At 71.1% G+C, this 20,071-nt stretch carries 15 protein-coding genes; 3 read left to right on the forward strand and 12 right to left on the reverse strand.

The window, feature by feature from the left end; all coding sequences use genetic code 11:
• Positions 1–136: 136 nt before the first annotated feature.
• Positions 137–1,222 (reverse strand): glutamate 5-kinase, encoded by a 1,086-nt coding sequence (gene proB, locus AB0I52_RS29160; RefSeq protein ID WP_363077657.1) that lies wholly within the window; start codon positions 1,220–1,222, stop codon positions 137–139.
• A 248-nt stretch (positions 1,223–1,470) separates the two neighbouring features.
• Here proB and rfbC point away from each other — a divergent pair, with 248 nt between their 5' ends.
• Positions 1,471–2,124, forward strand: coding sequence for a dTDP-4-dehydrorhamnose 3,5-epimerase (rfbC, locus tag AB0I52_RS29165; protein ID WP_363077609.1), 654 nt, complete (start codon positions 1,471–1,473; stop codon positions 2,122–2,124).
• Here the strand turns inward: rfbC and rfbD are convergent, their stop codons facing one another.
• The 3 genes from rfbD to AB0I52_RS29180 are packed head-to-tail and all read right to left on the reverse strand — an operon-like array spanning position 2,125 to position 5,059.
• Entirely contained in the window at positions 2,125–3,042 is a 918-nt protein-coding gene (gene rfbD / locus AB0I52_RS29170) for a dTDP-4-dehydrorhamnose reductase (protein ID WP_363077611.1), read from the reverse strand.
• The gene (gene rfbB / locus AB0I52_RS29175; RefSeq protein WP_363077613.1) at positions 3,006–3,992 is read right to left on the reverse strand and encodes a dTDP-glucose 4,6-dehydratase; all 987 of its coding nucleotides are present in this window, start codon (positions 3,990–3,992) and stop codon (positions 3,006–3,008) included. The genes rfbD and rfbB overlap by 37 nt, the downstream gene beginning before the upstream one ends.
• The gene (locus AB0I52_RS29180) at positions 3,989–5,059 is read right to left on the reverse strand and encodes a glucose-1-phosphate thymidylyltransferase (protein ID WP_363077659.1); all 1,071 of its coding nucleotides are present in this window, start codon (positions 5,057–5,059) and stop codon (positions 3,989–3,991) included. Before AB0I52_RS29180 ends, rfbB begins: the two co-directional genes overlap by 4 nt.
• A gap of 517 nt (positions 5,060–5,576) precedes the next feature.
• Here AB0I52_RS29180 and AB0I52_RS29185 point away from each other — a divergent pair.
• A complete protein-coding gene (locus AB0I52_RS29185) occupies positions 5,577–7,649 on the forward strand; it encodes a hypothetical protein (RefSeq protein ID WP_363077615.1) in 2,073 nt (690 codons plus the stop codon).
• A gap of 69 nt (positions 7,650–7,718) precedes the next feature.
• Here the strand turns inward: AB0I52_RS29185 and galE are convergent, their stop codons facing one another.
• Positions 7,719–8,690, reverse strand: a complete 972-nt coding sequence (gene galE / locus AB0I52_RS29190) for a UDP-glucose 4-epimerase GalE (RefSeq protein ID WP_363077617.1) — start codon at positions 8,688–8,690, stop codon at positions 7,719–7,721.
• Positions 8,691–8,896: 206 nt separating this feature from the next.
• Here galE and AB0I52_RS29195 point away from each other — a divergent pair, with 206 nt between their 5' ends.
• The gene (locus AB0I52_RS29195; RefSeq protein ID WP_363077619.1) at positions 8,897–11,128 is read left to right on the forward strand and encodes a CDP-glycerol glycerophosphotransferase family protein; all 2,232 of its coding nucleotides are present in this window, start codon (positions 8,897–8,899) and stop codon (positions 11,126–11,128) included.
• A 93-nt stretch (positions 11,129–11,221) separates the two neighbouring features.
• Here AB0I52_RS29195 and obgE read toward each other — a convergent pair whose 3' ends face one another.
• The 7 genes from obgE to AB0I52_RS29230 all read right to left on the reverse strand — a co-directional run.
• On the reverse strand, positions 11,222–12,661 hold the full coding sequence (gene obgE / locus AB0I52_RS29200; protein WP_363077621.1) for a GTPase ObgE: 1,440 nt from the start codon (positions 12,659–12,661) through the stop codon (positions 11,222–11,224).
• A 139-nt stretch (positions 12,662–12,800) separates the two neighbouring features.
• Positions 12,801–13,058 (reverse strand): 50S ribosomal protein L27, encoded by a 258-nt coding sequence (gene rpmA, locus AB0I52_RS29205; protein WP_018103204.1) that lies wholly within the window; start codon positions 13,056–13,058, stop codon positions 12,801–12,803.
• A 14-nt stretch (positions 13,059–13,072) separates the two neighbouring features.
• Entirely contained in the window at positions 13,073–13,393 is a 321-nt protein-coding gene (rplU, locus tag AB0I52_RS29210; RefSeq protein WP_024494442.1) for a 50S ribosomal protein L21, read from the reverse strand.
• A gap of 198 nt (positions 13,394–13,591) precedes the next feature.
• Entirely contained in the window at positions 13,592–14,653 is a 1,062-nt protein-coding gene (locus AB0I52_RS29215; RefSeq protein ID WP_363077623.1) for an iron-containing alcohol dehydrogenase family protein, read from the reverse strand.
• Complete coding sequence (locus AB0I52_RS29220; protein ID WP_363077625.1) at positions 14,641–15,393, reverse strand: phosphocholine cytidylyltransferase family protein; 753 nt, start codon at positions 15,391–15,393, stop codon at positions 14,641–14,643. Before AB0I52_RS29220 ends, AB0I52_RS29215 begins: the two co-directional genes overlap by 13 nt.
• Positions 15,394–15,464: 71 nt before the next feature.
• A complete protein-coding gene (gene galU / locus AB0I52_RS29225; protein ID WP_363077627.1) occupies positions 15,465–16,355 on the reverse strand; it encodes a UTP--glucose-1-phosphate uridylyltransferase GalU in 891 nt (296 codons plus the stop codon).
• A gap of 119 nt (positions 16,356–16,474) precedes the next feature.
• Positions 16,475–20,071 (reverse strand): Rne/Rng family ribonuclease (locus AB0I52_RS29230; protein ID WP_363077629.1); only part of this gene is annotated, 3,597 nt, incomplete at its 5' end.

The raw sequence follows: 20,071 nt of genomic DNA on the forward strand, positions 1-20,071 counted from the left end.
CCTCCTGAATGTGTTGCTGTGCTGTGTACCCCGCAGTGTCCCCGCTACAAAGTGGACCAGTCCGCGGCCCGGCGTGTGGCGGTTTTCGTGAAGGTCTCTGCCCCAAGGCTGGACTTTCAGCCGTTTCAGGGGCCGGTCAACTGTGAAGGACGACAAGATCGTCCCTGTGTACGACCTCGCGCTCGTAGGCGGGGCCCAGTTCGCGCGCCAGATCGTGGGTGGAGCGGCCGAGGAGCTGCGGGATCTCCTTGGCGTCGAAGTTGACGAGCCCGCGGGCCACCGGCCGGCCGCGCAGATCGCGCAGTTCCACCGGGTCGCCCGCGGCGAAGTCGCCCTCGACCGCGGCGATCCCGGCCGGCAGCAGCGAGCTGTGGCGCTCGACGACCGCCTGCACGGCACCGTCGTCCAGGGTCAGCGAGCCCTGCGGCGTCGAGGCGTGGGCGAGCCACAGCAGCCGGTCCGCGCTGCGGCGTCCGGTGCGGTGGAAGTACGTACCGGTGTCACGGCCGGACAGCGCGTCCGCCGCGTGGCTCGCCGAGGTCAGCACGACCGGGACGCCGGCGGCGGTGGCGATCCGGGCGGCCTCGACCTTGGTGACCATGCCGCCGGTCCCGACGCCCGCCTTGCCCGCGCTGCCGATCCTGACCCCGGCCAGATCGGCGGGGCCGGTGATCTCCGCGATGCGGGTGGTGCCGGGGATGCTCGGGTCGCCGTCGTAGAGGCCGTCCACGTCCGAGAGGAGGATCAGCAGATCGGCGCGGACCAGGTGGGCGACGAGCGCCGCGAGCCGGTCGTTGTCCCCGAACCGGATCTCGTCGGTGGCGACGGTGTCGTTCTCGTTGACGACCGGCAGCGCGCCCATGTCCAGGAGCTGGTCCAGGGTGCGGTAGGCGTTGCGGTAGTTCGCGCGGCGGCTGGTGTCGTTGCTGGTGAGCAGCACCTGGCCGACGCGGACGCCGTAGCGGGCGAAGGAGGCGGTGTAGCGGGCGACGAGCAGCCCCTGGCCGACGCTGGCGGCGGCCTGCTGCCTGGCCAGGTCCTTGGGCCTGCGGTGCAGTCCGAGCGGGGCGAGCCCGGCCGCGATGGCGCCGCTGGAGACGAGGACGACCTCCCGCTCACCGCCGCCGCGCACCTTGGCGAGCACATCGACGAGCGCGTCGACGCGGTCGGCGTCGAGGCCGCCGGTGGCTGTGGTGAGGGAGGAGGAACCGACCTTGACCACGATCCTGCGGGCGTCCGTGACGCCCTGCCTTGCCCCTGACACGCGTGTCCCCCGTGATCGGCCTCGATGAGCGGAATCCGCAATCTACGCGAGCGCCGGAATCGGTGCGTGGGCATTCCGCCCCGTGGACCCCGGTTCATCCGGATCCGTGCCGCTCCGTGTCCGCAGTGCGCCGCGTCTCGTTGCAGCGGATATCGGCATCAGTGCCGACGGAAGCCGGGAATCTCCAGGAAGAAGGACGTGATCGCATGCGCCAGCTCTCCATTCCAGGGGCCTGGGTGCACGAGCCCGAGGTCATCACGGACAGCCGCGGCAGCTTCCACGAGTGGTTCAGGGCCTCGGATCTCGATGCGGCGCAGGGGCACCCGCTGGGGCTCGCGCAGGCCAACTTCTCCAGTTCGGCCCTGGGCACGCTGCGCGGGATCCACTTCGCCGATGTGCCGCCGGGCCAGGCGAAGTACGTGAAGTGCGTGCGCGGCGCGGTGCTCGACGTGATCGTGGACATCCGGGCCGGCTCGCCCACGTACAAGCGGTGGGAGGGGGTCCGTCTCGACGACAGCGGTCACCGGGCGGTGTATCTCGCCGAGGGGCTCGGCCACGCCTTCATGGCGCTGACGGACGACGCGTGCGTCCTGTACCTCTGCTCGCAGGAGTACGCGCCCACGCGTGAGCACGGCATCGATCCGTTCGACGCGGAGCTGGGCATCGAGTGGCCGCGGGACATCGCCCCGCTGCTGTCCGGGAAGGACGCGGCGGCCCCTTCGCTGGCCGAGGCCGAGGAGCGGGGGCTGCTTCCCTCGTACGCGGAGTGCGAGGCGTACTACGCGCGGCTGCGGACGACCGGTCCGCCGCCCGCCGGGATGCGGGCGGGCGAACCGGCGCTGCTCAGGGCCGGGCGCTGATCAGGGGCGTTCCGCGGCGAGCAGGGACGGGAACGCCTCGCCCAGGGCGGTGCGCCAGTCCCGGATGGGTTCGATCCCGGCCGCCGCGAAGCGCCTCTGCGCGAGCACGCTGAACACCGGGCGGGGGGCGGGCCGTACGAAGGCCGCGCTGGTGGTCGGGCGGACCCGTGCCGGGTCGGCGCCCAGCAGCCGGAAGATCTCCCTGGTGAAGCCGCACCAGGTCGTCTCGCCGCCGCTGGTGCCGTGGTAGACGCCGGCCGGGGCGGTGCCGTCGAGCGCGGCCCGGCCGAGCCGGACCAGGCGGCCCGCCAGGTCGACGGTCCAGGTGGGCTGGCCGCGCTGGTCGTCCACCACGTCGAGGGTGTCCTTGACGCCCTCCAGCCTGATCATCGTGCGGACGAAGTTGCCGCCGCCCGCCCCGTACAGCCAGGCGGTGCGCACCACGTAGCCGGTGTCGGGGAGGGTCTCCAGGACGGCGCGTTCGCCCGCCAGCTTGGTGCGTCCGTAGGCGGTGCGCGGGCCGGTGGGCGCGTCCTCGCCGTACGGCCGGCCGCCGTCCCCGGCGAAGACGTAGTCGGTGGAGACGTGGAGGAGGACGGCGCCGTGCTCGCGGCAGGCCGCGGCGAGGACGGCGGGCCCGGTGCCGTTGACCCGCAGGGCCGCGTCCTCCTGGCTCTCCGCTTCGTCGACGGCGGTCCAGGCCGCGCAGTTGACCACGACCGCGGGGCGGTGGGCGGCGAAGGCCTCCCGGACGCGGGCCGGGTCGGCGATGTCCAGGGCCGTGCGGTCCGCCGCGACGGGGGTGACGTCCTGGCGGGCGAGGGCCGCCAGCAGGTCCTGTGCGAGCATTCCGGCCGCCCCGGTGACCAGCCAGACCGGGCTCACAGCGCGGCCCTCTCCTTGAGGGGCTCCCACCATGCGCTGTTCTCGCGGTACCACCGCACGGTCTCATCGAGGCCTCTGCGGAAGTCCTTGCGCGGTGCGTAACCGAGCTCCTCGCGGATCTTGGCGCAGTCCACGGAGTAGCGCCGGTCGTGGCCCTTGCGGTCCTCGACGTAGGTGACGTCGGCGTCCCAGTCGGCGCCGCAGGCCTCCAGCAGCAGTCCGGTGAGTTCCTTGTTGGAGAGCTCGGTGCCGCCGCCGATGTTGTAGACCTCGCCCGCCCGTCCCCGGGTGCGGACGAGCTCGATGCCCTGGACGTGGTCGTCGATGTGCAGCCAGTCGCGGACGTGGGCGCCGTCGCCGTACAGTGGGACCGGCCGGCCCTGGAGGAGGTGGGTGACGAACAGCGGGATGACCTTCTCGGGGAAGTGGTGGTGCCCGTAGTTGTTGGAGCAGCGGGTCACCCGCACGTCGAGTCCGTGGGTGCGGTGGTACGAGAGCGCGATCAGGTCGCTCGACGCCTTGGAGGCGGAGTACGGGGAGTTGGGTGCGAGGGGTTCGCGCTCGGTCCAGGAGCCCTCGTCGATCGATCCGTAGACCTCGTCGGTGGAGATGTGCACGAAGGTCCGGACGCCCGCCAGGTGCGCGGCGTGGACGAGGGTGTGGGTTCCCATGACGTTGGTGCGGACGAAGGCGGCGCCGCCGTCGATGGAGCGGTCCACATGCGATTCGGCGGCGAAGTGCACCACCTGGTCGTGCCCGGCCATCAGGCCGCCGACCAGCTCGGCGTCACAGATGTCGCCCCGCACGAACGAGAAGCCCGGGTGGTCGCGGACCTCGTCGAGGTTGGCCGGGTTGCCCGCGTAGGTGAGCTTGTCGAGCACGGTGACGGCCACGTCACCGGGACCGTCCGGGCCCAGCAGCGTACGGACGTAGTGCGAGCCGATGAATCCGGCACCGCCGGTCACCAGGATGCGGTTCGTCATGAGGAGATCTGTACCTTGCTGTGGTCGCCGAGGACGAGACGGTGGGCGGAGGGGCTCCGGGGCGCGGGGGTCACCTCGACCTCGTGGCCGATGAGGGAGGCCTCCACGCGGCGGACGCCGTCGATCGAGGCGCCCCGCAGGACGATGGAGTACTCGATCTCGCTGTCCTCGATCCGGCACTCCTGGGCGACCGAGGTGAACGGTCCGACATAGGCGTCGCTGATCACCGAGCGGGCGCCGATGATGGCGGGGCCGACGATCCGGCTGCGGGTGACCCGGGCACCCTGCTCGATCCGCACCCGGCCGATGATCTCGCTCTCGTCGTCGACGTGGGCGCCCTCGGTGGACGGTTCGATGCTCTCCAGAACGGTCCGGTTGACCTCCAGCATGTCGGTGACGTTACCGGTGTCCTTCCAGTACCCGCGGATCATGGTGGAGCGGACGTCGCGCTCCTGGTCGATCAGCCACTGGATGGCGTGGGTGATCTCCAGCTCGCCGCGCCAGGACGGGCGGATGGAGCGGACCGCCTCGTGGATGACCCGGGTGAAGAGGTAGACACCGACGAGCGCCAGATCGCTCTTGGGCTCCCTGGGCTTCTCCTCCAGGGCCACCACCCGCCCGTCCCCGTCGAGCTCCGCGACGCCGAACGAGGTCGGGTCGGGCACCTGGGTCAGCAGGATCTGGGCATCGGGCCGGTCCGCCCGGAATCCCTCGACCAGACCGGCGATCCCGCCGATGATGAAGTTGTCCCCGAGGTACATGACGAAGTCCTCGTCGCCCAGGAAGCGCTGGGCGATCAGGACCGCGTGCGCGAGGCCGAGCGGCTCGGACTGCGGGATGTAGGTGACGTCGATGCCGAACCGGGAGCCGTCCCCGACCGCCGCGCGGATCTCCTCCTCGGTGTCGCCCACGATGATGCCGACCTCGGTGATACCCGCTTCCGCGATGGCCTCCAGGCCGTAGAACAGCACCGGTTTGTTCGCCACCGGGACCAGTTGTTTGGCCGAGGTGTGGGTGATGGGACGGAGCCGGGTGCCTGCCCCACCGGAAAGTACGAGAGCCTTCACTGTTTGTGCCCCCACGATGAGATGGCGGTCCTGTCGCAGCTGCGACCTGTTGGGCGACCATACTGAGATTCGCTGTCCCATCTGCGGTGAAACAGCCCTCTCGGCCCTTTACCGACACATCCGGACGAAAAGCGGCGGCGGCCCGTAACCGCATGCCGCCTTTTCTCGCACTCCCGGTTCCGGGACGCGGAGACACCTGCCGGTCACCTCGAACTGATAAGGGAGACGCCGGTTTGCCTTGATCCGATGCGATGAACCGACAGCCGGTGCAGCATAATCCGCACTTTCGGGAACAGATCCTGCCAATTCACGAACTCGGAACTTGGTTGCGCCCGCACCTGCAGTTCTCACCAATCTTTCACATTCATCTCATGAACGGACGGGCCGACTTCCATATGGTGGGCCCCTGAACCCCACGCCCACCGGGCGGCCGGTCCGGGGCCGGGTCCCGGCCGCGCCGACGCGCCTTGCGCGGCCCGACCGCGCACGCGAGCCTCGCGCTCTTTGGAGTCCCCCAGTGCAACCACTCCCCCCGCTCCTGCGGTACGCCGCGAAGGCTCTCCCCGTTGCCGTACTGGCCGCGTCCTTCGCCGCCCAGGCAGCCGCGGCAGCTGTTCCCCACCTCGCACTGCTCATCACGGCGACGGCCGCCAACCTGCTGGCCGAGGCCGCCCTGCACCGATGGCAGCCCGGCCAGGTCTCCCTGCTCGCCAAGGTCCGGGCCGATGTCATGGTCCGCCGGCTGACCTGTGACTTCCTGCTGATCGTGGGGCTGCTCCGGCTGGGCGGGAACTACCGGGAGACGGTCTATCTCCCGCTCGTCCTCGGCCTGCTCCTCTTCTACGCGCTCCACCTCGCCGGCCACGCGGCGGCGATCCGGGTGCGCGGGATGCGGACCCTGCCGCTGCTCACCCGCAATATCGACGCCTCCGCCCTGGGCATCACCCCGGCTCCCCCGGCCCTGCTGATGCGCCGGCACGGGCCGCGCCTGCTGCTGTTCGGGCTGCCCGCGACCGCGGGCCTGCTGGTGACTGCGGCGAACGACGAGCCGGAGTTCGCCGCGGCCGGCATCGCGCTGTCGGTCGCCCTCGCCGCCGTCTCGCTGGCCGGGCTGGTGCGGAGTCTGGTGCGCCGCCGCCCCGTGCCGCCCGAGGAGGTGCTGGACTGGTTCGACGGCTGGCTGGCCGACTACCGGCCGAGCGTCGGCATGTACTTCTCCGGCGGCATCTCGTCCGCGTACCAGGCCAACATGTGGCTCGACGCGCTGGCCGAACTCGACGGCCGCCCGGTGATCGTGCTGCGCGAGCGCTTCATGATGCAGCGGATCGGCGCCACGGACATCCCCATCGTGTGCATCCCGAAGGTCTCCCAGCTGCTCCGCCTGGAGCAGTCGTCTCTGAAGCTGCTGATCCACCCCGCGAACTCCGGCAAGACCTCGCAGATCCTGCGGATACCGTCGATCAAGCACGCCTTCGTCAATCACGGCGAGAGCGACAAGCTCTCCAGCTGCAATCCGTACGCGAAGGCGTACGACGAGGTGTGGGTCGCCGGACCGGCGGCGCGCGAACGCTACGCGCTGGCCGACGTCGGCATCGAGGACCGCGACGTGGTGGAGATCGGCCGCCCCCAGCTCGCTGGGATCACCCCGTACGCGGGCCCGCCCACCGGTGCGTGCACGACCGTGCTCTACGCCCCCACCTGGGAGGGCTGGGACGGCAATCCGGGGAACACGTCGGTCGTCCTGGCCGGCGAGAACATCGTCCGGGCCCTGCTCGCCGACCCGGGCGTCCGGCTGCTCTACAAGCCGCACCCGATGACCGGCTCGGTCGATCCCCTGGCCGGCGCCGCCGACGAACGCATCCAGGCCCTGATCCACGAGGCCAACCGCGGGCGCACCGCCCCGCGCCCCGGTCCGCGGGCCGCTGCTGAGCTGGCCCGCCGGACCGCGCAGCTGGACGCGCTGACCGCCGCCACGTTCCGGGACGACGCGGACGACGCGGAACGCATGCTGGTGCAGGGCACACCGGAGCCCGGCCGGGCCGAGGCCGTCGCCGCGGCGACCGCGGCCTGGGAGGCCGCCCACTGGGCGTCGCTGCCCGCCGCGGAGCACCAGGTCATCACGGCCCCGCAGCCCGCGCTGTACTCCTGCTTCAACGAGGCGGACCTGCTGATCAGCGATGTGTCGAGCGTGGTCACGGACTACCTGGCGGGCGAGAAGCCGTACGCCGTCGCGAACACCAGCGACCTGCCCGAGGAGCTGTTCCGCGACGCGTTCCCGACGGTCCGCGCGGCGACGATCCTGACGCCGGACGGGGCCGGGGTCGCCGTGCTCCTCGACTCGGTGCGTCACCCCGCGCACGACAGGCTGGCCGCGGCCCGCGCCGGTCTGAAGCTCCATCTCCTCGGCCCCTCGGACCCGCCGTCCCAGGCACGCTTCGGCGAGGCGGCGCTCGGGCTGTGCGAGGTCGCGGACGAGCACCGCGTACGGATGTCGAACCGGCTGCTCCCGGCGATCCCGTCCCAGCGCGGAGCGCTGGAGGAGGCCGTGGCGGCGGGCGAGGAACAGCTGGAGCCGGCGCCCGAGGGATAGCCCCGGACACGGCCGAGGCCCGGCACCACTTCGCGAGGGAGGGGGCGCCGGGCCTCGGCCGTACAGGCTCTACGGGTGGCGGTGGCGCCAGCCCTGCCAGGCGGAGTCGATCATCTCGTCCACGCCGTACCGGGCCGACCAGCCCAGCTCCGCACGGATCCGGTCGGCGCCCGCGACCACCCGTGCGGGGTCACCGGCGCGGCGGGCGGTCACCTCGGGGACGACATCCCCGTTGTCCGTCACCTTGAGGATCCGGTCGACCATCTCCCGTACGGAACTGCCCTCACCGCGTCCGATGTTGAGCGTGAGATCCGTGCCGCGCTCCGCGTCGTCGAGCCGGCGCGCGGCCGCGAGGTGGGCGGAGGCGATGTCCTCGACGTGGATGTAGTCGCGGACGCAGGTGCCGTCCGGCGTCGCGTAGTCGTCGCCGAAGATCCGCGGGCCCTCGCCGGCCTCAAGGCGCTCGAAGACCATCGGGATGAGGTTGAACACCCCGGCGTCGGCCAGCTCGGGCGACGCCGCACCGGCGACGTTGAAGTAGCGGAGCGAGGCGCAGCGCAGGCCGTGGGCGCGGGCGGCGGCGTGGATCAGCCACTCGCCGACGAGCTTGGTCTCGCCGTACGGGCTCATCGGCGCGCAGGGGGTGTCCTCGGTGACGAGGACGACATCGGGCATGCCGTAGACGGCGGCGGAGGAGGAGAACACCAGCCGGTCGACACCCGCGTCGACCATGCTCTCCAGCAGCACCTCCAGTCCCGTCACGTTCTCCCGGTAGTAGTGGAGGGGGCGCTCGACGGACTCCCCCACCTGCTTCTTGCCCGCGATGTGCACCACACCGGTCACACCGTGCTCGCGGATGGCGGCGTCGAGTGCCTGACGGTCGAGCACGCTGCCGGTCACCAGGGGCACCCCGTCGGGCACCTTGTCGGCGCTCCCGGTCGACAGGTCGTCGTACACGACGACCTGCTGACCGCCCGCGAGCATCGCGCGCACGACGTGTGCACCGATGTATCCCGCCCCGCCCGTAACCATCCAGGTCATGTCGTGCGTCTCCCTGTCCGAGGTCTTACCCGTCCGCTTCACTCTACGTGCACATAAAGTCGGACCGGCGGATCGGGCCTTGCCACGCAAAGGGGGCTGACAGCAATCAATTACGCTGTCCGGGTGCTGGACGTCACCTCACTGTTCAGCGGTGCGCACCGCGCCCCTCGCACAGACCCTCGGACAGCTCTCTGGACTGGTGGACGATGCCTCGACTGACACTCATCGTGCCTGCGTACAACGTGCAGGGGTACATCGGGGAGTGTCTCGACTCCGTGCTCCAGCAGGACTTCACCGACTTCGAGATCATCGGCGTCGACGACTGCTCGCCGGACGGCTCCGGCGCGATCCTCGACACATACGCGGAACGCGACGCCCGCATCCGTGTGCTCCACCTCACCGAGAACGTGGGGCTGGGACGCGCGCGCAACGCAGGTATCGACGAGGCGACCGGCGACTATCTGCTCTTCCTCGACAGCGACGACACCCTGGCCCCGGGATCGCTGTCGGCCATCGCGGCGCGCCTCGACGCGACGGACGACCCCGACGTCCTGATCTATGACTACACCCGCACCTACTGGGACGGGCGGCTGCTGCGCAACAAGCGCGCGGAGCTGCTGGACGAGAGCGGTCCCGCCGTCTTCGCACTGGCCGACCGGCCGCAGTTGCTGGATCTGCTGCAGATCGTGTGGAACAAGGCCTACCGCCGCGATTTCGTCACCCGGCACGGCTTCCGGTTCCCGCCCGGTTACTACGAGGACGCGCCGTGGACGTACTCCTCGCTGATCTCGGCGCAGAGCATCGCCGTCCTCGACCGCTCCTGCGTGCTGTACCGGCAGCGGCGTGAGGGCGGGAACATTCTCCGCACGGTCAGCCGCAAGCATTTCGATGTCTTCGATCAGTACGACCGTGTTTTCGCCTATCTGGACTCGCGGCCGGATCTCGATTCCTGGCGTCCGGCGCTCTTCAGGAAAATGGTCGACCACTTTCTGACCGTCCTGGAAAAGCCCGGCCGGCTTCCGCAGAACGCACGGGCCGAGTTCTTCCACCGCGCGGCCAAGGACTACCGGAGCCGCCTTCCGGAGGACTTCCAGCGGCCGCTGGGCGGCCGGGGCTACAAATACGCGCTGCTGAGCCTCGATTCCTACTCCGCACTGGTCGGCGTGACCCGGGTCAACAACGTGCGCAACCGGGCCAGGCTCGGCGGCAGGGCCCGCGTCGGCCGGGCCAAGCGCGCCGCCCTGGGAATGTTCTACAAGTCCCAGCTGCGCATGCCGCTGGACGACAACCTCGCGGTGTTCTCCGCGTACTGGGGCCGCGGCTACTCCTGCAGCCCCGCGGCCATCGAGGCGGAGCTGGGCCGGCTGGCCCCGGGCATGCGCCGGGTCTGGGCGGTCAGGTCCGAGCACCGCGACCGGGTGCCCAAGGGCGTCGAGACCGTGCTCGTCGGGTCCCGCGAGTACTGGTCGGTGATGGCCCGTGCGAAGTACCTGACGAACAACGTGAACTTCGGCGACACCGTCGTCAAGCGCGAGGGCCAGATCCATCTGCAGACCCACCACGGCACCCCGCTGAAGACGATGGGGCTCGACCAGGCCGACTACCCCGCGTCCACCAGCATGGACATGGAGAAGCTGCTCAGCCGGTGCGACCGCTGGGACTACAGCCTGTCCGCCAACCGCTTCTCCACCACCGTGTGGGAGCGGGTGTACCCCTGCCGGTACACCTCGCTGGAGACCGGATACCCGCGCAACGACGTACTGCTCAACGCCACCGCGGCGGACGTCTCGCGGGCCCGGCACGACCTCGGCCTGGCGGACGGCTCGACGGCCTTCCTCTACGCGCCGACCCACCGCGAGTACCAGAAGTCCTTCACCCCGCGGCTCGACCTGCCGAGGCTGGCCGAGGAGCTGGGTCCCGACGTCACCCTGCTGGTGCGCGGCCACTACTTCTACAAGCCGACGGGCCGGCTCGCCGATCTCCAGGCCAGCGGCCGGATCATCGACGTCTCCGCGCACGGGAACGTCGAGCAGCTCTACCTCGCGGCGGACGCCCTCGTCACGGACTACTCCTCGGCGATGTTCGACTACGCCAACCTGGACCGGCCGATCGTGATCTACGCCGACGACTGGAACACCTACCGCGTCGTGCGCGGCACCTACTTCGACCTGATGGCCGAGCCCCCGGGCGCCGTGGCGACCAGCCAGGACCAGCTCGTCTCGGTGCTGGGGTCCCAGGAGTGGCGGAGCGAGGCGTCGGCAGAGCTGCGCAGGGCGTTCCGGGAGCGCTTCTGCGACTTCGACGACGGCCGCGCCGCGGAGCGCGTCGTGCGCCGGGTGTTCCTGGGCGAGGAGACGCTGCTCCCGGTCGTCCCGCTCGCCGAGCGCACCCCGGCCCCGTCCCCCGCCGAGGCGCTCGGACGGGCCGGCCGCTCCTGACGGAACCGGACGCCCGTTGACCGGGCGCCCCGGAAAACACGCGGTCCCGGCTCCCCCGAAGGGAAACCGGGACCGGTGACCGGTCTCCCGTTGTCACGCGAACGGGTCGAACTCCTGGTACTCCTTGCTGACGTCGTCGCGCTCGTCCTCGCGGTCGCGACGGCGCTGCGCGGCCGGACGCGGCTCCTCCAGCCGGTGGTCCTCGCCACGGCGGCCGAGCATCTCCGCACCGGCGGTCACGGTCGGCTCCCAGTCGAAGACGACGGCGTTGTCCTCGGCCCCGATGGCCACCCCGTCGCCCGCGCGGGCACCGGCCTTGCGCAGCGCGTCCTCGACACCCAGCCGGTTCAGCCGGTCCGCGAGGTAGCCGACGGCCTCGTCGTTGTTGAAGTCGGTCTGGCGCACCCAGCGCTCCGGCTTCTCGCCGCGCACCCGGTAGATGCCGTCTTCCTCCAGCACCACGGTGAAACCGGCGTCGTCCACGGCCCTGGGCCGGATGACGACACGGGTCGCCTCCTCCACCGGCTTGGCGGCACGCGCCTCGGCGATGACACCCGCCAGTGCGAAGGAGAGCTCCTTGAGCCCGGTGCGGGCCACTGCGGAGACCTCGAAGACGCGGTAGCCGCGGGCCTCCAGGTCCGGACGGATCATCTCCGCCAGGTCCAGGCCGTCCGGGATGTCGATCTTGTTGAGGACGACGATGCGGGGCCGGTCCTCCAGACCGCCGTACAGCTTCAGCTCCTCCTCGATCATGTCGAGGTCGGAGACCGGGTCGCGGTCGGACTCCAGCGTCGCCGTGTCCAGTACGTGCACGAGCACCGAGCAGCGTTCGACGTGCCGCAGGAACTCCAGGCCGAGGCCCTTGCCCTGGCTGGCGCCCGGGATCAGGCCCGGGACGTCGGCGATGGTGTAGACGGTGCTGCCCGCGGTGACGACACCCAGGTTCGGGACCAGGGTCGTGAACGGGTAGTCGGCGATCTTCGGCTTGGCGGCCGACAGGACCGAGATCAGTGAGGACTTGCCGGCGCTCGGGTAGCCCACGAGGGCGACGTCGGCGACGGTCTTCAGCTCCAGGACGATGTCCCGGCTCTCACCGGGCTCGCCCAGCAGCGCGAAGCCGGGGGCCTTGCGCCGGGCGGAGGCCAGCGCGCCGTTGCCGAGGCCGCCGCGGCCGCCCTGGCCGGCGACGAACATGGTGCCCTGGCCGACCAGGTCGGCGAGCACGTTGCCGTCCGTGTCGAGCACGACGGTTCCGTCCGGCACGGGCAGGATCAGGTCCTGGCCCTCCTTGCCGGTGCGGTTGTCGCCCGCGCCGGGCTGGCCGTTGGTGGCCTTGCGGTGGGGGTGGTGGTGATAGTCGAGGAGCGTGGTGACGGCCTGGTCGACAATCAGGGTCACATCGCCGCCACGGCCGCCGTTGCCGCCGTCCGGGCCGCCGAGCGGCTTGAACTTCTCACGGTGAACGGAGGCGCAGCCGTGGCCTCCGTTACCCGCGGCGGCATGCAGCTCGACGCGGTCCACGAAGGTGGTCATGGTTGGAACCTCCAGTTACATACGTGCAGAAATGTCTCGCTCGTGCCCCTGTAGGAGCAACACGCGAAAGGCGGACCCACTTCCCGTTACAGGAAGTGAGGTCCGCCTCCACGTCAAACCGCTCTACGAGCGCCGAAAATCAGCCGGCGATCGGAACGATGTTCACGACCTTGCGGCCACGGTGCGTGCCGAACTCGACCGCACCTGCGGCGAGGGCGAACAGCGTGTCGTCGCCGCCACGGCCGACGCCCGTGCCCGGGTGGAAGTGGGTGCCGCGCTGGCGGACCAGGATCTCACCGGCGTTGACGGCCTGACCGCCGAAGCGCTTCACGCCGAGCCGCTGAGCATTGGAATCGCGCCCGTTCCGGGTGGACGATGCGCCCTTCTTGTGTGCCATGTCTCCTCAGTCCCTTACTTCGCAGCCGCGGGGATACCGGTGACCTTGATCGCCGTGTACTGCTGGCGGTGACCCTGGCGACGGCGGTAGCCGGTCTTGTTCTTGTAGCGAAGGATGTCGATCTTCGCGCCCTTGTGGTGGTCCACAATCTCGGCCTGGACCTTGATGCCGTCAAGCACCCACGGGTCACTGGTCACGGCGTCGCCGTCGACAACGAGCAGGGTAGAGAGCTCTACCGTGTCGCCAACACTGGCGGTGGGAATCTTGTCAACCTCAACGATGTCGCCGACAGCAACCTTGTGCTGCCGACCACCGCTGCGCACGATGGCGTACACGCGGATCTCACTCTCACTCGAAGCGAAAACCCCTGAGGCCAGCCGCTCACACGGGTCCGAGGACCCGTGATGACCCGGATTGGACGAGCGGCCTCTCCCGTACGAGCGGGAGGTCAGTTGCTCAGAGGTGTGGCGAAACAAACGCCGACGGTCAAGATTACGGGGCCTCGGACACCCCGGTCAAACCGGGCCCCGGTTTCAGGCCCCGACCGCCCTGACGTAGTCGGCGTAGGCCTCCCTGATCCCGTCCGGGGACAGGTCCAGATGTTCCAGGATCGTGTACCGGCCCGGCCTGGTCCGGGGCGCGAACTCGACCACCGAGACGAACTCCTCCACGCTGAACCCGATCTCCTGCGCGGTCACCGGCAGACCGTGGCGCCGCAGCGTCCCGGCCATCCGTACGGACTCCTGGTGGGCGCCGCGCAGATGCATCGCGAACGCCGCACCCAGACCGCACTGCTCCCCGTGGCTGGCCGCCCGCTGGGGGAAGAGCAGGTCGAAGGCGTGGTTGATCTCGTGGCAGGCGCCGGAGGCGGGCCGGCTGTCGCCCGCGACCGACATCGAGATTCCGGTGAGCACCAGCCCCTCCGCCAGCACCTGGAGGAAACGGTCCTGGTCCAGGGACCCGGGGTGGCGCAGCACGGCCTCGCCGGCCTGCCGGGCCATGGCCGCGGCCAGTCCGTCGATGTCCTCGCCGTTGACCCGGTGGGCGAGCTCCCAGTCCGCCACCGCGGAGATGTTCGAGAGCGCGTCCCCGATCCCGGACCGCACGTAGCGGACCGGGGCCTCACGGATGATGTCGAGGTCGATGACGACGGCGATCGGGTTCGGGACACCGTACGAGCCGCGGCCCGCGTCGTTGTCCAGAGTGGCCACCGGTGAGCACAGACCGTCGTGGGACAGGTTCGTCGCCACGGCGACCAGCGGCAGCCCGACGCGCGCCGCGGCGAACTTGGCACAGTCGATGATCTTGCCGCCGCCGAGGCCGACCACGGCGTCGTACCGCCCGGACTTCATGTCATCGGCCAGCTTGACGGCGTCGCTCAGCGTGCCGCCGCCGACCTCGAACCAGGAGGCACCGGGCAGGCTCGCCGACAGCCGCTCCCGCAGCGCCCGGCCGGAGCCCCCGCTGATCGCGACCGCCAGCTTCCCCGAACCGGAGATGCGCTGGTCGGCCAGCACACTCGCCAGGTCCGCCAGGGCGCCCGCCCGGATGTCGACGACGACCGGCGCCGGTATCAGCCGGGTCAGTACTGGCACGCGATGGTCCTGCCCTTGGCCAGGTCCTCGTGGTTGTCGATCTCCACCCACTTGATGTCGCCGATCGGCTCCACGTCGACCTTGAAGCCGCGGTTGACGAGCTCCTGGTAGCCGTCCTCGTAGTACAGGTCGGGGTCGCGCTCGAACGTGGTCCTCAGCGCGTCGGCCAGCTCATCGGCCGCGTCGCCCTCGATGAGGGTGACCCCGATGTACTCGCCGGTGGCCTCGGCCGGGTCCATCAGCTTGGTGATGCGCTGGACACCCTTCGCGGGGTCGGCGACGACCTTCATCTCCTCGTCGGCGAGCTTCTTCACCGTGTCGAGGGCGAGGATGATCTTCTTGCCGTCGCCGCGGGCGGCCAGCAGCGTCTTCTCGACGGAGACGGGGTGCACGGTGTCGCCGTTGGCGAGGATCACACCGTCCTTGAGGGCGTCACGGCCGCACCAGAGGGAGTAGGCGTTGTTCCACTCCTCGGCCTTGTCGTTGTCGATCAGCGTGAGGGTGACGCCGTACTTCGCCTCAAGGGCCGCCTTGCGCTCGTACAGGGCCTCCTTGCGGTAGCCCACGATGATCGCGACCTCGGTCAGGCCGACCTCGGCGAAGTTGCCCAGCGTCAGGTCGACGACGGTCAGGCTCTCCTCGTCGCCCTCCGGGCCGACCGGCACCAGTGCCTTGGGAAGCGTGTCGGTGTAGGGGCGCAGACGACGGCCGGCGCCGGCCGCCAGAATCATGCCGATCATGAGGGTTCTCCTTGGTCCTTGGTACGTGTGTCTCGGGTGGGTCCGGGTGCCGTACGGCTCGCGACAGCCTCTCAGAGCTCGGTCGCTACATAACCGCGCAGCCAGGTACGGAAGTCGGGGCCCAGGTCCTCGCGCTCGCAGGCGAGTCTGACGATGGCCCGCAGATAGTCGCCGCGGTCACCGGTGTCGTAGCGGCGGCCGCGGAAGACGACACCGTGCACCGGGCCGCCGAGCTTCTCGTCGACGGCCAGCTGCTGGAGTGCGTCGGTCAGCTGGATCTCGCCACCCCGGCCCGGCTCCGTCTCGCGCAGCACGCCGAAGACCGCGGGGTCCAGGACGTAGCGTCCGATGACGGCGAGACTGCTGGGCGCGTCGCCGGGCTCCGGCTTCTCGACCAGCCCGGTGACCCGGACGACGTCGCTCCGAGGGGTGGCTTCCACCGCGGCGCAGCCGTACTGGTGGATCAGCTCGCGCGGGACCTCCATGAGCGCGACGACGCTGCCGCCCTCGCGCTCCTGGATCTCCACCATGCGGGACAGCAGCGGGTCGCGCGGGTCGATCAGGTCGTCGCCCAGGAGCACCGCGAACGGCTGGTCGCCCACATGGGGCTCCGCGCACAGGACCGCGTGACCGAGGCCCCGCGGGTCGCCCTGGCGGACGTAGTGCATGGTCGCCAGGGCGCTGGACTCCTGGACCCGCACCAGCCGCTCGTCGTCGCCCTTGCGGGTCAGCGCCGACTCCAGCTCGTAATTCCGGTCGAAGTGGTCCTCCAGGGCACGCTTGTTGCGCCCGGTGATCATCAGCACGTCGCTCAGCCCCGCGGCGGCGGCCTCCTCCACGACGTACTGGATCGCGGGCTTGTCGACCACCGGCAGCATCTCCTTGGGAGTCGCCTTGGTCGCCGGCAGGAACCGGGTACCGAGCCCGGCGGCCGGTATGACGGCCTTCTGGATCTTGCGCATGTACTCAGACTTCCGTGTCCACGGGGAAGGGTGCGGTTCGACGGACGCCCGTACGCAGCCGACCCGGTTCCTGTGACGGAACCGGTCCGGCTGCGTACGGGCGCACGGTGCGAGTCGGGTCAGACCTCGTCGGCCGACGCCGTGACGGAGGACGGCGCCTGCCGCTCCGCCGCCACCGTCTTCTTCGCTGCCGCCTTCTTGGCCGTCGTCTTCTTCGCGGCGGTCTTCTTTGCGGCCGTCTTCGTGGCAGCCGTCTTCGTGGTGGCCGCCTTCTTGGCGGTGGCCTTCTTGGCGGTCTTGCGGGCCGCCTTCTTGGCCGGTGCCGGTGCGGCCTCGGGCTCGGCGTCGGACGCGGACTCGGGCTCGGACTCGGCGGAGGCCGTCACCACGACGGTCCCTGCCTCGTCGGTACCGGCCGGGGAACCCGCGGGCGCGGTGGCCTTGCGGGTCGCCCGGCGCCGGGCACGCGGCGGCGCGGCCGGCTCCTCGGCCGGGGCCTCCACGTGCGGGGCCTCGACCACCGGGTCCTCAGCGGCGACCGGGTCGGCATCGGAGACCGGCTCCTCGGCGGCCGCTGCCGGCTCGGCCGCTACCGGCTCGGCCGCGGCGGGCTCGGCCGCGGCGGGCGAACCCGCCGGGGCGGTCGCCTTGCGGGTCGCACGACGGCGCGTACGGCCCTGGGGCGCCTCGGCGGCAGGCGCCTCGACGGCCGGGGTCTCGACGACCGGCTCCGGCTCGGGCTCGGGCTCCGCGACGGGCTCCGGCCGCGCGGCCGGCTCGGCCACCGGAGCCGGCGCGGACGCCGCCTTCGGGGCACCGGCCGGCGCCGACGCCTTGCGCGTCGCCCGACGGCGGCCACGGCCGCGCCCGGCGGCCGCCTCGGCCTCGGCCGGGCTGCTGTACAGCTCCTCGTCCGCGACGAACTCCGGCTCGGGCAGCGCCAGCGGGGCGGCGACCTCCGCCGCGACCTCGGCCTCGGTCTCGGCCTCGTCGTCGTGGCTCAGCTCGTGCTCGTGCTCGTGGCTGTGGTCGTGGTCCTGCTCGTGGTCCTGGCCCGAGCCGCCGCGGCCGCGCTTCTTGGCGCGCTTGCCGCCACCGCCGCCACCGACCGAGGCGGGCTGCTCCATGTGCACGATCACGCCGCGCCCGTTGCAGTGGACACAGGTCTCGGAGAAGGACTCCAGCAGACCCTGGCCGACCCGCTTACGGGTCATCTGGACCAGGCCCAGCGAGGTGACCTCGGCGACCTGGTGCTTCGTACGGTCGCGTCCCAGGCACTCCAGGAGCCGCCGCAGCACCAGGTCCCGGTTGGACTCCAGCACCATGTCGATGAAGTCGACGACGACGATGCCGCCGAGGTCGCGCAGGCGCAGCTGGCGGACGATCTCCTCGGCCGCCTCCAGGTTGTTCTTGGTGACGGTCTCTTCCAGGTTGCCGCCCTGGCCGGTGAACTTGCCGGTGTTGACGTCGACGACGACCATCGCCTCGGTCTTGTCGATCACCAGCGAGCCGCCGCTCGGCAGGTAGACCTTGCGGTCCAGCGCCTTCATGAGCTGCTCGTCGATCCGGTAGGTCGCGAAGATGTCGACCTCGGAGGTCCACCGCGACAGCCGGTCCGTCAGGTCGGGCGCCACGTGCGAGACGTAGCCGTGGATGGTGTCCCACGCCTCGTTACCGCTGACGATGACCTTGGAGAAGTCCTCGTTGAAGATGTCGCGGACGACCCGGACGGTCATGTCCGGCTCGCCGTAGAGCAGCGTCGGCGCGTTGGAGCTGCCGCTGCTCTTCGACTTCTTCTGGATGTCCTCCCACTGTCCCTGGAGCCGCTCGACGTCGCGGCGCAGCTCGTCCTCGCTCGCGCCCTCCGCGGCGGTGCGGACGATGACGCCCGCGTCCTCGGGAACGATCTTCTTGAGGATGGTCTTGAGCCGGGCGCGCTCGGTGTCGGGCAGCTTGCGGCTGATCCCGGTCATCGAGCCCTCGGGCACGTAGACCAGGTAGCGGCCGGGCAGCGAGACCTGGCTGGTGAGGCGGGCGCCCTTGTGGCCGATCGGGTCCTTCGTCACCTGGACGAGGACTGACTGGCCGGACTTGAGCGCGGTCTCGATACGGCGCGGCCCGTGGGCCATGCCGAGCGCCTCGAAGTTGACCTCACCGGCGTACAGGACGGCGTTGCGGCCCTTGCCGATGTCGACGAAGGCGGCCTCCATGGACGGCAGGACGTTCTGGACCTTGCCCAGGTAGACGTTGCCGACGTAGCTGGTGGCCTGCTCCTTGTTGACGTAGTGCTCGACGAGCACGTTGTCCTCAAGAACACCGATCTGGGTGCGCTCGCCGCTCTGGCGGACGACCATGACGCGCTCGACGGCCTCGCGGCGGGCCAGGAACTCCGCCTCGGTGATGATCGGGACCCGGCGGCGGCCCTGCTCGCGGCCCTCGCGACGGCGCTGCTTCTTGGCCTCCATACGGGTCGAGCCCTTGATGGACTGGACCTCGTCGAAGCCGGTGCCGGGCTCGCGCTCAGCTTCCTTCTTACGGGGCTCGCGGACCTTGACGACCGTGCGCTCCGGGTCGTCCGTGCCGTTCTCGGCGTCGGACGAGGAGTCACCGCTGCGACGGCGGCGGCGACGGCGACGGCGGCTGCTGCTCGATCCGGAGGCACCGGAGTCGTCGTCGTTGTCGCTGTCGTCGTCGCCCTCGTCCTCGGACTCGTGGGCGCGCTCGTGCTCGTCGCCGGAGTGGTCGGAGGAGTCGTCGGTGTGCTGCTCGCCGCCCTCGTCCTCGGCGGACTCACCGCGACGGCGACGGCGGCCACCGCGACGGCGGCGGCGCGAGGGCCGGTCGCCGTACTCGTCGGTGTCCTCGCCGTCGTGCTCGGCGTCGTGCTCGCTCGAAGGCTCGTGCTCTTCCTCGGCCTGCTCCTCCACCGGGGCGGCGGCCGGAGCGGGTGCGGCGGCGGGCTCGGTCTCGGCGGCCTCACCACGACGGCGGCGACGGCGGCGCGAACCGCCCTGCGGGGCGGCCTCGGCGGGAGCGGGCGTCTCGGCGGCCGGGGTCTGCTCCTCGGCCGTCGCGATCTCGTCCTCGGACTCCTCGTCCTGCGAGGCGGGGACCTCGGCGGCGGCCGCGGCCGCGGCGGTCTCCGGGGTCTGGAACATCGGCTCGGCGAAGACCGGGGCCTGGAACACGGCGACGGAGGGGCGCGCCGCGCCACGGCTCCTGCGCACGGGCTCCTCGACCTTGCCGGTGAACTCGGGCCGGCCCGCCGCGGCGGTGGCCCGGCGGCGCTGGCGGCCGCGCGGGGCGGCCTCCTCGACCTCGGCGGTCTCGGCGGCCAGCTCCTCGACGGCGGTCTCGGGCAGGCTCTCGCCCGTCTGGACCTCGGTGCGCTCCTCGGCGGCCTGCGGGGCACCGGCCGGGGCGGTGGCCTTGCGGACCGCACGGCGGCGGCCGCGCGGGGCCTCCACGGGCTCGGTGGACTCGGCCTCTTCGGTGACCTCTGCGGGCTCTGCTGCCGCTACGGGCTCGGCGGACTCGGTCCGGGTGGCCTGCGGGGCACCGGCCGGGGCGGAGGCCCTGCGCCGGGCACGGCCGCGCGGCGCCTCGGCGGCGGGCTCGGCCTCTACGGGCTCAGGGCTCTCCACGACCGCGGACTCCTCGACGATCTCCACAGCCTCCGCGGCCTGCGGCGCACCCGCCGGAGCGGTCGCCTTTAC

It is taken from the genome of Streptomyces sp. NPDC050423 (assembly GCF_040655445.1).
Taxonomy (GTDB): domain Bacteria; phylum Actinomycetota; class Actinomycetes; order Streptomycetales; family Streptomycetaceae; genus Streptomyces.

Bases quoted from the DNA above. Each gene is read 5' to 3' on its own strand.
- AB0I52_RS29195 (WP_363077619.1), top strand. From the start codon at position 8,897: ATGCCTCGACTGACACTCATCGTGCCTGCGTACAACGTGCAGGGGTAC.
- rfbC (WP_363077609.1), top strand. From the start codon at position 1,471: ATGCGCCAGCTCTCCATTCCAGGGGCCTGGGTGCACGAGCCCGAGGTC.
- AB0I52_RS29220 (WP_363077625.1), bottom strand. From the start codon at position 15,393: ATGATCGGCATGATTCTGGCGGCCGGCGCCGGCCGTCGTCTGCGCCCC.
- obgE (WP_363077621.1), bottom strand. From the start codon at position 12,661: ATGACCACCTTCGTGGACCGCGTCGAGCTGCATGCCGCCGCGGGTAAC.
- galU (WP_363077627.1), bottom strand. From the start codon at position 16,355: ATGCGCAAGATCCAGAAGGCCGTCATACCGGCCGCCGGGCTCGGTACC.
- rfbD (WP_363077611.1), bottom strand. From the start codon at position 3,042: ATGGTGGGAGCCCCTCAAGGAGAGGGCCGCGCTGTGAGCCCGGTCTGG.
- galE (WP_363077617.1), bottom strand. From the start codon at position 8,690: ATGACCTGGATGGTTACGGGCGGGGCGGGATACATCGGTGCACACGTC.
- rfbB (WP_363077613.1), bottom strand. From the start codon at position 3,992: ATGACGAACCGCATCCTGGTGACCGGCGGTGCCGGATTCATCGGCTCG.
- rpmA (WP_018103204.1), bottom strand. From the start codon at position 13,058: ATGGCACACAAGAAGGGCGCATCGTCCACCCGGAACGGGCGCGATTCC.